Annotated in this window: 8 protein-coding genes and 7 pseudogenes; 10 read left to right on the top strand and 5 right to left on the bottom strand. The window is 52.2% G+C overall.

Going from position 1 to position 12,414, the window contains the following annotated elements; genetic code table 11:
• Positions 1-68 precede the first annotated feature (68 nt).
• Positions 69-1,247, bottom strand: coding sequence for a threonine synthase (gene thrC / locus ACSFC7_RS27465; protein WP_436348738.1), 1,179 nt, complete (start codon positions 1,245-1,247; stop codon positions 69-71).
• Between the two features lie 157 nt (positions 1,248-1,404).
• On the opposite strand from thrC, the pseudogene ACSFC7_RS27460 reads away from it, so the two are divergent.
• Positions 1,405-2,020, top strand: a pseudogene (locus tag ACSFC7_RS27460) (IS1595-like element ISHti5 family transposase); the annotation flags it as partial.
• A gap of 30 nt (positions 2,021-2,050) precedes the next feature.
• On the opposite strand, the pseudogene ACSFC7_RS27455 reads toward ACSFC7_RS27460, so the two are convergent.
• Positions 2,051-2,516 (bottom strand): annotated as a pseudogene (locus tag ACSFC7_RS27455) (IS5/IS1182 family transposase); the annotation flags it as partial.
• 109 nt (positions 2,517-2,625) lie between these two features.
• Between ACSFC7_RS27455 and ACSFC7_RS27450 the strand changes: the two are divergent.
• The 5 genes and pseudogenes from ACSFC7_RS27450 to ACSFC7_RS27430 form a co-directional block, all read left to right on the top strand.
• Positions 2,626-3,106: pseudogene (locus ACSFC7_RS27450) on the top strand (M24 family metallopeptidase); the annotation flags it as partial.
• 80 nt (positions 3,107-3,186) lie between these two features.
• Positions 3,187-4,473: a glutamate dehydrogenase GdhB gene (gene gdhB / locus ACSFC7_RS27445; RefSeq protein WP_436348737.1), complete on the top strand. Its 1,287-nt coding sequence runs from the start codon at positions 3,187-3,189 to the stop codon at positions 4,471-4,473.
• A gap of 555 nt (positions 4,474-5,028) precedes the next feature.
• A pseudogene (locus tag ACSFC7_RS27440) lies at positions 5,029-5,780 on the top strand (IS5/IS1182 family transposase).
• A gap of 243 nt (positions 5,781-6,023) precedes the next feature.
• Positions 6,024-7,172, top strand: coding sequence for an MFS transporter (locus ACSFC7_RS27435; protein WP_436348736.1), 1,149 nt, complete (start codon positions 6,024-6,026; stop codon positions 7,170-7,172).
• A gap of 154 nt (positions 7,173-7,326) precedes the next feature.
• Positions 7,327-7,884: pseudogene (locus tag ACSFC7_RS27430) on the top strand (transposase); the annotation flags it as partial.
• On the opposite strand, the pseudogene ACSFC7_RS27425 reads toward ACSFC7_RS27430, so the two are convergent.
• Positions 7,872-8,595 (bottom strand): annotated as a pseudogene (locus ACSFC7_RS27425) (IS6 family transposase). The pseudogenes ACSFC7_RS27430 and ACSFC7_RS27425 overlap by 13 nt on opposite strands.
• Between ACSFC7_RS27425 and ACSFC7_RS27420 the strand changes: the two are divergent.
• From ACSFC7_RS27420 to ACSFC7_RS27405, 4 genes and pseudogenes are all read left to right on the top strand, one after another.
• A pseudogene (locus tag ACSFC7_RS27420) lies at positions 8,577-9,158 on the top strand (IS6 family transposase). The pseudogenes ACSFC7_RS27425 and ACSFC7_RS27420 overlap by 19 nt on opposite strands.
• Before the next feature lie 56 nt (positions 9,159-9,214).
• Positions 9,215-9,460, top strand: a complete 246-nt coding sequence (locus ACSFC7_RS27415) for a hypothetical protein (RefSeq protein ID WP_436348971.1) — start codon at positions 9,215-9,217, stop codon at positions 9,458-9,460.
• 156 nt (positions 9,461-9,616) lie between these two features.
• A complete protein-coding gene (locus ACSFC7_RS27410; RefSeq protein ID WP_436348970.1) occupies positions 9,617-9,808 on the top strand; it encodes a hypothetical protein in 192 nt (63 codons plus the stop codon).
• 10 nt (positions 9,809-9,818) lie between these two features.
• On the top strand, positions 9,819-10,079 hold the full coding sequence (locus ACSFC7_RS27405) for a hypothetical protein (RefSeq protein ID WP_436348969.1): 261 nt from the start codon (positions 9,819-9,821) through the stop codon (positions 10,077-10,079).
• Between the two features lie 437 nt (positions 10,080-10,516).
• On the opposite strand, the gene ACSFC7_RS27400 is transcribed toward ACSFC7_RS27405, so the two are convergent.
• Both ACSFC7_RS27400 and ACSFC7_RS27395 read right to left on the bottom strand, forming a co-directional pair.
• The gene (locus ACSFC7_RS27400) at positions 10,517-10,888 is read right to left on the bottom strand and encodes an AtuA-related protein (protein ID WP_436348968.1); all 372 of its coding nucleotides are present in this window, start codon (positions 10,886-10,888) and stop codon (positions 10,517-10,519) included.
• Positions 10,888-12,309 carry an acyclic terpene utilization AtuA family protein gene (locus ACSFC7_RS27395; RefSeq protein WP_436348967.1) on the bottom strand — a complete coding sequence of 474 codons (1,422 nt, stop codon included), beginning with the start codon at positions 12,307-12,309 and terminating at the stop codon, positions 10,888-10,890. Before ACSFC7_RS27395 ends, ACSFC7_RS27400 begins: the two co-directional genes overlap by 1 nt.
• Between the last annotated feature and the right edge of the window lie 105 nt (positions 12,310-12,414).

Genomic DNA, 12,414 nt, shown 5'->3' with positions numbered 1-12,414 from the left:
AATTCTGAATGTTCTTGGATCGTGTGAACTGAGAGACTGCTGACCAAATATCGCGTTTCAAATCATCTTCAGCGGCCAACAACGCTCCTAAGCTCCTGTTCGAGATCATCGAGATCGATCGATCGAACGTTAATTTCGGCGCCATATCGCTCTTTATATCCGGATCCGGTCAGGATTGTAACTACGTCGTCGTCCGCTTTGATGTGACCCGAACTCGACAGATGGCGAACACCGGCCAGTGAAACAGCGCTTGAGGGTTCAACGGACGTTCCCGCCTTCGTCGATAGGTGTGCCATCGCGTCACGGGTCTCGTCATCCGGCACGGAAATGACCGCGCCGCCGGTATCACGCGCTGCCTCGAGCGCTCGCGTCCCACTCGGCGGATCGCTGTTCGCGATCGATATCGCGATGGTTTCGTCCGCCGACACTGGCATTACTACCGCTTTGTCTTCCCGGTAGGCCATTGCAATTGGGTCGCACGCTGCCGCCTGAACGAAATAGAGTCGGGGGACGTCGTCGATCAGGCCGGCACACTCGAGTTCTCGAACTGCCTTCCAGACGGCGCTCGCCTGCCCGCCGCTACTGACCGGGAGGACGAGCGCATCCGGTTCGGCAGGGTGTAGCTGTTCGAGAATTTCGTAGGCAACCGTCTTCTGACCGGCGACTCGAAGCGGCGTGTCGGAGTTGACGAACATCACATCGGTCTCGAGTATGAGCGTCTCCGCGTACAGTCGGCCGTAGTCACCCTTGACGCGGAAAACGTGCGGGTCATGTCGGTTGATGAGCTCGAGTCGCTCCGGCGGGGTATCCACTGGCACGAAGACCGCACACTCGAGTCCAGCACTTGCAGCGTACGCGCTTGTACTGAGCGCCATATTGCCGTGGGAGACGGTTCCGACCCACTCATGACCGGTCTGTGCAGCGTAGCTGACGCCGACCGCAGTTCCACGGTCTTTGAAACTCCCCGTTGGGTTCTGGGCTTCGTTTTTCAAGTAAAGCGTACAGCCGACATACTCGTCCAGCCTATCCGCGCGGACGAGTGGCGTCGTTCCGGGAGGAATACCAACCGGATCAGACACCGGAAGGGTATCCACATATCGCCACATTCCGGCGGTCCACTCATCGTCGGGCCACCCCATACCGATCGGGTTGGTATCAAACCAGAGGGGCTCCCCGCACGTACAGCGCTTCCGGTCATCGATTTCGTACGCCTCCGCACAGTCGTAGCATCGAACTTGAGGGGTCATTACGGAAGTCATCTCACCGAGATGGTAAAATGCTTTGGCTCATCTGAAGCTGTGACTACTTCTTTTCCGTGTGGAAGACATAGTTGATTTCAACTTGGTCAGCAAGGAGAACATGAAAGAGATCTTTCTCCCAGACAAGGGGGGTTGTTGAGAGTATCTGCGTGATCAGCGGTAGCTAGGTAATTTTGCATGTCTACACTTCGATAATACAGGCCAATCAAGAAGGCGACGACGAGAAAGGGTGCACAACGCTATCAGTGCCCGAGCTGTGAGAGTATCTTCAACGATCTCACGAGGACGATTTTTGTTGAGCATCGGCTTTCCCCTCCCGAAGATATTCACATCATCCGGGAAATGGAAGAGAAGAAGATGGCACAGATTATTCGCCAGCTTGATCGATCCTACAAGTCAGTCGTAGACTTCGTTCATGAAGTTCAAGACGTTCTTAATACCGGCCCTAAGTTCGATCTTTCAGGTGTCTGTGAAGCCGATGAGTTCTACGTGACCGCTGGAGAAAAAGGATCAAGCAAGAAGATGAGCGAGAGCGTGGACTCTCAAAAAAGGACGCGAAACGTTCGAGTCAGACAAACTGCCAGTCGTGACACTCGTCCGTCGGAGCGACTGAGGAGTTCGGTTTCTCGTTCGAGAGGATCTTCAAGACGCGGACGGAGATATCGCCGAGTATAGTGATGGAAGCGTGATCCTGTGTACGGATCAGTACGACATTTTATGATGAAATTGAGGGGGATGACACGATTGATGGCCACTTAGCTGGGATGTATGAACCCTTCTGTAACGGTCTCATCATGCCTCCACTGAGCGTGACACTGCACATCAAGGACAGCAAATGACCCGTATCGGTTAATGTCGTGACTTTGAGTGTTTTTACCGACCGGTTCGATCACGACTGGTAGTATGCTGAGGCATGACCTCAATCGAAGAACGTGCTGTCGAGAGCGACATGCCCTGACTGCGGGCGCTGCTGCGCATTTCAGTGCAGCAACGCCCGCCAGAACCCCATCTTCAATCGGTCAAATGATTTGTAGATCGTGGTGTAGTCTGGGAGACTATCTCGATTAAGTTCAAGGACATCACGGATCTTGGCCATGTACTTCAGTCAATATTCGGTCTCATAGAAGTTGTGGTCCTCTTCGAGCCGGAAACAGTGGAGAACAACGTTAATCCAGCGGACTCGCCCGCGTACTTCCCCAACACTTGTTTGGATAGGTGATGACACCTCTCAACGAAGTCGAAGAGATCGACCCCCATGAACAAGAGTCGAGTTCCTTGATGTCACCCTTCTACTCCGAGATATCGGCTGATTCAATCGCTATTCAACACGGCAAGGCGTTGAACGCTCGCACGGAGTGGTCTGGAACTCTACGATCGGCTGGACCGGGGAACCGATGAGTTCGGCGGCGACTATCCGTTAATCATTCTGCTGATGCCCTCGGGCGACCACACCTAACCTGGACCGACCGCCAGTTCGAAGCGAGCAACCCTGTCATCATCGAACTATCGGGGTGCCGTCCCCGGTACTACTCGCCGCTCGCCCGGACGACGTTCGTCATAGATCCGTCAGCGGAACTCAAGCGCACGGCTGCCATCGGTTGTCGAGGAGATCGAAGCCGCGCTCGACGTCGCCGAACCTGGCGTCACCTGTGAGGCGGTCGAGAAGGCCTGGCGCGACGAGATCACGGAGTACGGCCTCTAAAATGAGGACCGCGTCAGCTACTCGATGGGGCTGGCTACCCGCCGGACTGGGGCGAACATACCGCCAGCATCCGCCCCTGCGATGAGACGGTGCTCGAGGGGGAATGCCGTTTCACATGATCTCCAGTATCTGGACGGACGCGATCAACTAAACGTTCTACGTCACCAGTAACTGAACCGAAACGTTTGCAAACTCCCACAAAAAATATTCACTGCGTAATTCCCGATGAGTACACCACCAACCCAGCAGGAATCCGAACTGGAGGAACAACTCGATTCGGCGCTCGTCACCGCCCGCCGACAGCTCGAGCGCGCCGCAACGCACGTCGACGTCGACGACGGCATCATCGAACGGCTCAAACACCCGACGCGTGTTGAGCAGGTGTCGGTCCCACTCGAGCGCGACGACGGTAGCGTCGACGTCTTCACGGGCTACCGCGCCCAGCACGACGACGTCCGCGGGCCATACAAGGGCGGACTCCGGTACCACCCTGAGGTGAACGCCGATGAGTGCATTGGCCTCTCGATGTGGATGACCTGGAAGTGCGCCGTGATGGATCTTCCCTTCGGCGGCGGGAAGGGCGGCATTTCCGTCAACCCCAAGTCGTTGAGCGAGGAGGAAACCGAGCGGCTCACCCGTCGGTTCGCCGAGGAGTTACGCTACGTCATCGGACCAACGACCGACGTTCCGGCGCCCGACATGGGGACGGACGCCCAGACGATGGCCTGGTTCATGGACGCCTACTCGATGCAGCAGGGCAAGACAATCCCCAGCGTCGTCACTGGGAAGCCGCCCGTCGTCGGTGGCAGCTACGGCCGTGAAGAGGCACCCGGCCGTTCGACGGCGATTGTCGCCCGCGAGACCGTCAACTACTACGGCGGCGACCTCGAGGATACCACGGTCGCCGTTCAGGGATTCGGGAGCGTCGGCGCCAACGCCGCCCGCCTTCTCGAGGAATGGGATGCTAGCGTCGTCGCCGTTAGCGACGTCAACGGCGCTATCTGCGATCCGGACGGTCTCGACATCGGATCGATCCCGACCCACGAGGAAAAACCGGAGGCTGTCCTCGAGCAGGATGCGCCTGAGTCGCTCACCAACGAAGAGATCCTCGAACTCGACGTGGACGTGCTGATCCCTGCCGCGGTCGGCAACGTCATTACCGTGGACAACGCCGACAGCATCTCGGCCGAGATCGTCGTCGAGGGGGCGAACGGCCCGACGACGTTCGCCGCCGACACCATCCTCCAAGAGCGCGGCGTTCGCGTGATTCCGGACATTCTTGCCAACGCAGGTGGCGTGACGGTGAGCTACTTTGAGTGGCTCCAGGACATCAACCGGCGAAAGTGGAGTCTTGGGCAGGTCAACGAGGAACTCGAGGAGAAGATGCTCGACGCCTGGGAGGAGATTCGAACGGAGGTCGAGGCAAAGGATCTCAGCTGGCGCGACGCGGCTTACGTCGTCGCGCTCTCGCGGATCGCGGAAGCGAAGGCGAAGCGCGGCCTTTGGCCGTAACTCGAGGTGTTGCCATCGCACAGAAACCGTTTTCTCACATCGATCTAACACAGTTCTTCCATACTGTCCGTATCGACCGCATTCGATCTTGATTCTGTAAGAAAAAGCTGACAAGGACACCCTCTTCGACCGGGTCCAGCATCTCCTCTTCGGTCGAGGAATCGCTGTACGGCGCTATACTGTTGAGGGCCGTTCTGATCACACTCGTTTTGTCGATACCTCTCTGTAGCCGTCAGCTGTCTCCTAAGAACATCCGTTTTCTCATACACTGCTTGTACTGCATAACGGAGGTAGTCGGTCAAGGCTTGTTTCTTCTGCTCTATTGTGCTCTGTAGGATCGCTAGGCGATGCTGTGATTAGCCTACTATCGTCGGAGAATAGTCAACCATTGGACTAGTATTTGGAATCCACCGCAGTCTCTTGTTCTTACAGAAATCTGTCATCTGGCCTTCAGCATCAGGGAAATATTCGTCAAGATGGCTCTGGTAAATCACTAAACGGTGTCGGCTTAGTCCGTTAGAACTAGGGAGTTGAAGCGGGAAGCTTCCGATGTTCATGTCGAAGATTTCCCTCTTCACTGGAAAGGTCGTGACGTTGTCTAAAAATGCTGTTGGTGGCTAAGGCGAAGTCGCCGCCCCGCAGGGTGGCGGCGGCTTCGCCGACTACGCCGTCGTTTCGCTCCACTGTCTCCGGATTTACCTGGAGAAATCCTACCGGGAAGCACTTGATCTGCCTTAGCGAGATGCCACAAATACTGGTGGAGATCGGCCTCGACATAGCCGATCTCCCACATCACTCGACGCTAGTGAAGGCCTTTGACAGGATCAAAATTGCCGTCTGGCGAGTGTTGCTGTGCTTGTCAGTTGCACGAGCCATCAGGTCGAGCGGCAATGGATGCGACGTTTTTCGACCGCGAAAACGCGAGTAAACACTGCTGCCGTCGCACGAATTGCCGCGTGCAGACGCTCAAAACCACCGCGCTCATCGATACAGCCACACAAGTCGTCCTCGACATTCATTGTACGACCGAGAAACGCACGACACCCGCGACTGGTAACTATTACGCGAGAAGCTCAGTGAAGAGGGTGTGAGACCGGTGATCAAGCACCGTGGGTTCCGTCCTATCGATCCGCGCGTTGTGCGCGCGATCGATAGGGCTCTCTACGGCCAGAAAGCCTGTCTGAGACCGTATTCTCGGTGATTAAACGCATGCTCGGCGATGCCGTGGTGCGCAAAGCGGGTGTTGAGAGTTCCGTGAAATCGTCCTGATGTGTGTCGTCGACAATATCAAGCGTGCTGTGAGTTAGGCGATTGCACCATTTTATGGCGATTCACCACGGCCAATTTAGAAACTTGAATCCGAAAACTCTATCGCTAACTTGCCTCCCCCGTTACCATCAGAATTCTATCGATATTCACACGATGAATCAATAGTCGATACCTGCCCTGAAACCGAAACCTTTCGAAGGGTGTTCACAAATAGTTAGATAGGATTCGAGTTGATGAGATCATATAGCAAAAGTTGGAACAAAAATTGGACATGGATAGCCGTGATCTTCCTGTTTATTCTGGCTGAAGCGATCACCACACAGGCTAGAGGGCCAATTCTCGTCAGCTTGGAACGCGCTTTCGGGGTCTCAGAGGCCGCACTCGGACTGGTTGCTCCGGCTGGAACCATTGGATTCCTTGGAGCGATACTCGTGACTGGACTCCTTGCAGGCCGCATTAGCGTTCAACGAACGATGGTGCTCGGCATCGCCGGCGTTATCGGTTCGCTGCTCTTGATGGCAATTGCTCCACACTATCTTCTGTTTCTTGTGGCGTTGCTCGCCCAAGGGTCGGCCTCTGGCGCGTTTCGAGGGGTTGATCGAGTCGTTCTCAGTCACCTCTATCCCGATAACCGTGGGAGGATGTACGCTGCCTATACCTTCGTCTGGGCTATCGGGGCCGTCCTCGGTCCACAGCTCGTTAGTGGTATTCTCACACTCGCGGACTGGCGTAGTGTCTTCGTTATCATTGCTATCTGTTTTTTGCCAGCTGCAGTCCTCGCACGGCGACACAACCTCCCTTCCATGGACGCAGAACGAGCGTTGTCCAAAAACGGTCTTCAAATTCTGCTCCGCCGGCCGCCAGTTGTCTGTGCCTGTATCAGTATGGTCCTCGTCGGGGCGCTTGAGGGGATTATGTTTACTTGGCTCGCATACTATGCGGGTGGATTCTACGATACGGTGACTGCAAACCTGCTTTTATCAATATATCTATTAGCATACCTGCCTGCACGACTAGTATATATGTATGTTGTCGACCAGGTTCCGTACCTGTTACTCTTGGTCTTAATGATGCTTCCTGTGGCACCAGCACTCGCAGTTGCATTTTCGGGCTTCATTGGAATTCCGTTGTTCACTGTTGTTTTCATTGCTGGTGCGGGGATCTCAGGAGGATTTCCATTACTCTCCGCGTACGCTGTTGAGGCAGCTCCGGAATACAGTGGACCACTGAATGCACTGACAAATGGATCATTGTATGTGGGAATGTCGACCGCACCTGCTGCAGTCGGGCTTCTTGCAGAGGTTTACGGTATTAGGAAGGCCCTCTCGGTGACGGTATGTTTGACAGTTGCCCTCATAATCTCGATCGTGATTACGTGGTTCTGGACCGGAACAGCAGACGCATCTACTCCAAACACAATGGCGGAGTAGTCGAATCAGTAACGTATGAACGCACGTTACGGTACCGAAGGGCGAGATTCTACGACCTAATCGCTTCTCAAACTAGCCTAACGATAGTAAACATTAGAAGTAGTTGCTTGCTTTGGAGGGGCCTTGTTTAGACGATCAGTTTCGGGAGGGTTGAGTGCCACTTGCTCAAAAAGCCGTCGCTTGCGGGCCCGAACCGGCTTACCAACCGGACAAAGACGGGTATGCTGACTGGGTGATTCTCGCCATTCAGACGCTAAAAGAGTGTCTCGGACAAACCTACAGGAAACTGCTAGATGTATTCAAAGAGATGCCGAGAATAGTGAAAACGCTTAGGTTGGCGGCTGAGACGTTGCCGCACTTTGCTATGGTTTGTGTCTGGAAACAAGACATACCGATGAAGCGGTAGCGAACAATTCTTAAGTCATCCATTGAATTACATGATCTTGGTGACGTCCAAGCGATTGATGCAACCGGTGTGGATCGCGTCCAAGCCAGTCAGCAGTACGCGAAGCGGACGGATTTTGCGTTTGAAGCTGTGAAAACGTCGCTGCTCATCGACTGCGAGACCAGCGCAATTCTAGATATACACTGCTCGATGAAACAACCGCACGACACACAGGTTGGCTGGCAAGTGATCGTGCGGAATCTCAACGAATTGGACACTGTAGTGGCCGATAAGGGCTACGATTGGGAGATCCTTCATACGAAATTGTAAGAAAAAGGTATCACGCTGCTGATTCCAACGCGAGAGAAAGCTTTGATGAGCACTGTATAGTTTAGCACCTCTGCTGGCGGTCGTTTGTTGAGTGACTGGTGCGGTCGCTGTGTATTATAGTAGTGGGCAAATTGTTCAAGTCATTCTCTGGCGCTCGCCCGACTGCCGACCCACGATTTATGGAAGCGGTCGATTCGCATTTTGAGAGTGTGAAACCATTTTTAGATGCGGTTTCGATCGACATAGTCGAGTGACCGCTCAATCCTAATCGGGAGAGGGCAGCCAGATATACAGCACCATCGACGAGAAACTCAGCATCGGAGAGATCGTGTTTCTCGGCGAGTCCATGCAGAAACGCAGCAGCTAGATCGGTGCCTCGCCGTCCAAAGAGTACTATGTCGAGAATGAGTTTCGTGGCAAGGTCTATTGCAGCGTACATCCAAGATTGGTCGCCGTTAATCCTGACAGCGGTTTCGTCAACCGCGACCCGCGACGGCTGTGCCGTCGGCGGGTCTGGAACGCTGTCAGCCAGCCGATGTACCCAGTGCCAAATTGCTTGTGAGAGCGTTCTACGCCAAGTGAGCGAAAAATCACTTGTGTCTCTCGAAGCGAACAACCAGTCGCGTGGAGCAGGACGGCGACGCCCGTCAGGGCGTTCGCCGTCCGCTCACGCTCCCAACGGTCATCAAATTCCACGAGAGCGGACACCGCGTCAGCTAATGGAGCTGGGTATTCGACTCCATCTTGCTGGTCTCTCGCTTTCGAATACCGTTCGAGAATTAGAGAAGTTCGGTGCCGAGCGCAGTCGCAAGGCAGTCCACGATTGGGTTCACAAATGAGATCTACAGCCGGCAGTTGACGAGGAACCGAATCACGTTGCGCTTGACGAGACGGTGATTCAACTCGACGACCATCGCTATTGGCTGTACACTGCTGTCGATCCAGAAACAAACAACATCCACCATACACGGCTATATTCGACGACTACGACCGCATTGACAGAGCGGTTACTGCGGGAGCTCACTGAGAAACATGACCTCGACGATGCCGTGTTTCTCGTCGATGGAGCAAAACATCTCCAGACTGCCCTCCGTCGATCTGGGCTCCGATTTCGATACGAAAAACATGGAAATTGGAACAGTGCTGAACGTGTCTTTTGTGAGATAAAACGCCGTACTTCTTCGTTCTCAAACTGCTTTAGTCATGCAAAACCATCAACAGCAGAATCGTGGCTCCAAGCCTTCGCCGTCTGGCACAATGCTATAAACTAAACACGACCGCCCAAAGTGGACAAAATGTTATATTCCTTGAGTCTCGAGCGGTCTATATGCTTAGAAAAACCCTAAGTGCTGTTGGAATAATTGCTGCCGGAATCGTACTGTATTGCACTCTCGGAACTGAGGACGAGACACCCGACCGCGACGAGCGTAGACAATCGGTCACTATCGAAACGGCGTCGCGTGAGGAACTGTACAGGCCGGATGATCGTGGCTCGTCACATGGGTCTCGAGACGAGTTCAAACGAGACTTCGTCGATCACCGCCGGGAGAAAGAGGACGAAGAGGACAACTAACTACTCCCGCACCCGTTCAAGAACAGCCTCTGGCGTCTCCCCGACGTTGTTGGCGTCCTCGACGACTAGGTAGTTGAGAATCATATCAGAGCTAGTTATGAGCAAACCAAAAACTAGTAAGTAGACTTAAGAAATCCCACTTATTATTCATATGTAATGTCTGACATTGGTGAAGTGCTTACTGCAGCTATGGTGTTAGTAGTGGGCGGTGGTGTGATTGCTGTTATGGCAGGAGCGAATGCCACAGTTGTTTCTGACCTGATGGCAAGCGGTATTACACTCATAGTTTATGTTGCAGTCATTGCTATCTTTGCTCTAGTTCTGATCAATCTGGTTAAAGACATTTAAAACTCACACAATGACTATCAAATCAACTCTGTCAGATATCAGGAAAGAAATGAAGAAAGATGGACTTGATCTACTTGAGCAAGTATTGGTTCTGATAACCGGGGGAATTCTTGGAGGGAAGGGCCTTAGCTTGGCCAATTCTGATCTCCCTATATTATACGAATTTGGCGCCTATATGGTACTATTTGCAATTGGAATGTTTGTACTTGGGACAACACACTTCGTAATCTCATTTCAGAGAGTTGTAAACTCGGAAAGAGAAGAGAACTAATCGTCTACAGGGCAGTGTGATCAGCTCCGTATCGAGCCAATCGAGGAATCTGGGGAGGGTGATATAGGGCTTCTTTCTCGTTTCGATCACCCCAATTCGCTCCTGGGTAAGGAAGTCGACCAGCAGCCACAGATTGTAAATGACGCAGCCAAATGCGAAATGGAACCATTGGACTTCGATTTCCTTTGACGTCGTCCACGCTGCACATTTCTTCACCGACGTGTAGGAGTTTTCAATCGCAGCTCGATCACTGTACTGCTCTATTTCCTTTCTTGCCCCCGTCGATCCAACGCGACCTCATCACGCACTTCGAGATTCGTTACAAACGGCTGCGGCGAGCCCCTCTCATTTAGCTAATAGATAGAAGCCGATCATACAGCCCGTGGAAGCGCCCGCTGTGTTAGCGAGACGGGCATGACTGGGTTGAATTCACAAAATCATCTAATCCATTCCTTCTTACCGTCAATTGTTTTCGGAGGAGAGTATTCATCGGGTACTTCAATCTCTATATCCACTAAAACCCCCGCTCTAGACTTACCCATGCTGTCGATGTTTAATGATTGGGTTCCACCTCCGCCTAATGCTTCATGCATGACGTAGTTTATAGCTTTGATTCCTGGGACTTCATATCGTTTTATTTCTCCTTTGACCAGTTCGTCATATGCCTCTTCGACCTTTGAAACCGTTAATTTTTCCAGAAGCAATTCGTAATCGCTTTCCCTATAGGGGATTACATAATCATTTGAGACATCTCCTTTGTCTCCTGAACGACCGAATGCTATTTCTTTGACTTTGATTTTCTTGGACATTAGGCCACCTCTGTATCAACAGCGGGGGTAGGATCATCCAGTTCCACCGTTGAAAATTCGACTTCCGTAGACACCTTTTCTCTCGAAATCAAGGTAGAATGAACCTCGGTAATGTGTTGAACATCCTGTCGGACACCACCTGCACCGACCGGGCCGAAGAGAGCATCTGGTATCATCATACCGCAAAACCGCTCTGCATCCTCCCTATCATTGAACTTCGCTGCAACCCGTACTCGCAATTCATTCGGGTCACACTCTGGTTCTGGTGCAGCCGGACCGAAGATAGAGTCCACACCTATTATATCTATTCTGAATTCTTCTATATTAACTTTATTCCTTATATTATTTATCCCATTAGTGAGACGGGGTTTTACCATTTCCTCTACATGCAGTTTCGCTTTTTTGTATGTATCTGGACCGGCCCAACCGACCTCCACTTCAGCTTTGTAGCCAGCACTGGAACTTCCATTAACCTTTAGCATATTAGGCCTCGGCTTTCCCCTTGAGCCATAAACCTTCACTTCGTCTTCCCCTATTTGCTTGAGTTTAACGTTACTTATATCAAGTACCACATCTGGCATGTAGTAATTTTCAGGATCTTCTACTTCGTAGAGCAGTTGGGAAGCGACACTGAGTTCTGTAACTACACCTCCCGTTCCATTAGGTTTAGTAATGATAGCATCTCCATCCTCTGAAACCTCTGCCAATGGGTTGCCAATATGATGGAGGTCAGGAACTTCAACATACCCTGGATAAGCGAAATTGCCGCCCGTTGCATGACCACCACATTCTAACAGATGGCCAATTGTATATGCATCTGCTAATTTTTCCCAATCGTCCATCATCCAATTGAATTCATAAATTAGAGGCGCTGCGAAAAGAGCAGCATCACTAAACCGTCCTCCGATTATGACATCTGCATCATTTTCTAGAGCTTCGATAATTGAGTCTACTCCTAGATAGGCGTTAGCTGCTAATAGGTCCTTATTTCGGTCCATCGGACCTGTAGCTCCAGTCATAGGTCCATCGGTCCCGAAATCATTTGGCTCAAGGATATCGACTACATTATCGCCTGTAACCGTCGCGACTTTTACGCCATCACAGCCCTGGCTTGCAGCGATCTCTTCAACCCTTTTCCCAGCTGCTGTAGGGTTTGCCATGCCAAAACTACCAATGATGGTTGTGTCATTTTCCCAAGCGATAGGTAATACCTTGCTGAAAAACTCATCTAATTTTGGCCCATATCCTTTATTTGGATCCTCCCGCATACGATTCATCGCCCTAGAAAGCGAAACTTCTGCCATTCGGTCACAGCAGAGATATTCGACATTTCCCTGGTCAACCATGGTTACGGCAGCAGATGTCTTATCTCGTTCGTGGGCACTACCAGCGCCTATTCGCACGGTCTTTTGATCTACCATTGTCGCATGTTATCATATGAGGTGATTATGCTTATTACTTTCGCTGGTTTAGGAGCGATATCACTTTCATTTGACTCTTATGATCTGGATTTGTAATTCAATTCG

Source organism: Natronorubrum halobium (genome assembly GCF_051351675.1).
Taxonomy (GTDB): Archaea; Halobacteriota; Halobacteria; order Halobacteriales; family Natrialbaceae; genus Natronorubrum.
The sequence above is the reverse complement of the archived record's forward strand: the minus strand, read 5'-3'. Positions and strand labels throughout refer to the sequence as shown.

Bases quoted from the DNA above. Each gene is read 5' to 3' on its own strand.
- thrC (WP_436348738.1), bottom strand. From the start codon at position 1,247: ATGACCCCTCAAGTTCGATGCTACGACTGTGCGGAGGCGTACGAAATC.
- gdhB (WP_436348737.1), top strand. From the start codon at position 3,187: ATGAGTACACCACCAACCCAGCAGGAATCCGAACTGGAGGAACAACTC.
- ACSFC7_RS27415 (WP_436348971.1), top strand. From the start codon at position 9,215: ATGCTTAGAAAAACCCTAAGTGCTGTTGGAATAATTGCTGCCGGAATC.
- ACSFC7_RS27410 (WP_436348970.1), top strand. From the start codon at position 9,617: ATGTCTGACATTGGTGAAGTGCTTACTGCAGCTATGGTGTTAGTAGTG.
- ACSFC7_RS27405 (WP_436348969.1), top strand. From the start codon at position 9,819: ATGACTATCAAATCAACTCTGTCAGATATCAGGAAAGAAATGAAGAAA.
- ACSFC7_RS27400 (WP_436348968.1), bottom strand. From the start codon at position 10,888: ATGTCCAAGAAAATCAAAGTCAAAGAAATAGCATTCGGTCGTTCAGGA.
- ACSFC7_RS27395 (WP_436348967.1), bottom strand. From the start codon at position 12,309: ATGGTAGATCAAAAGACCGTGCGAATAGGCGCTGGTAGTGCCCACGAA.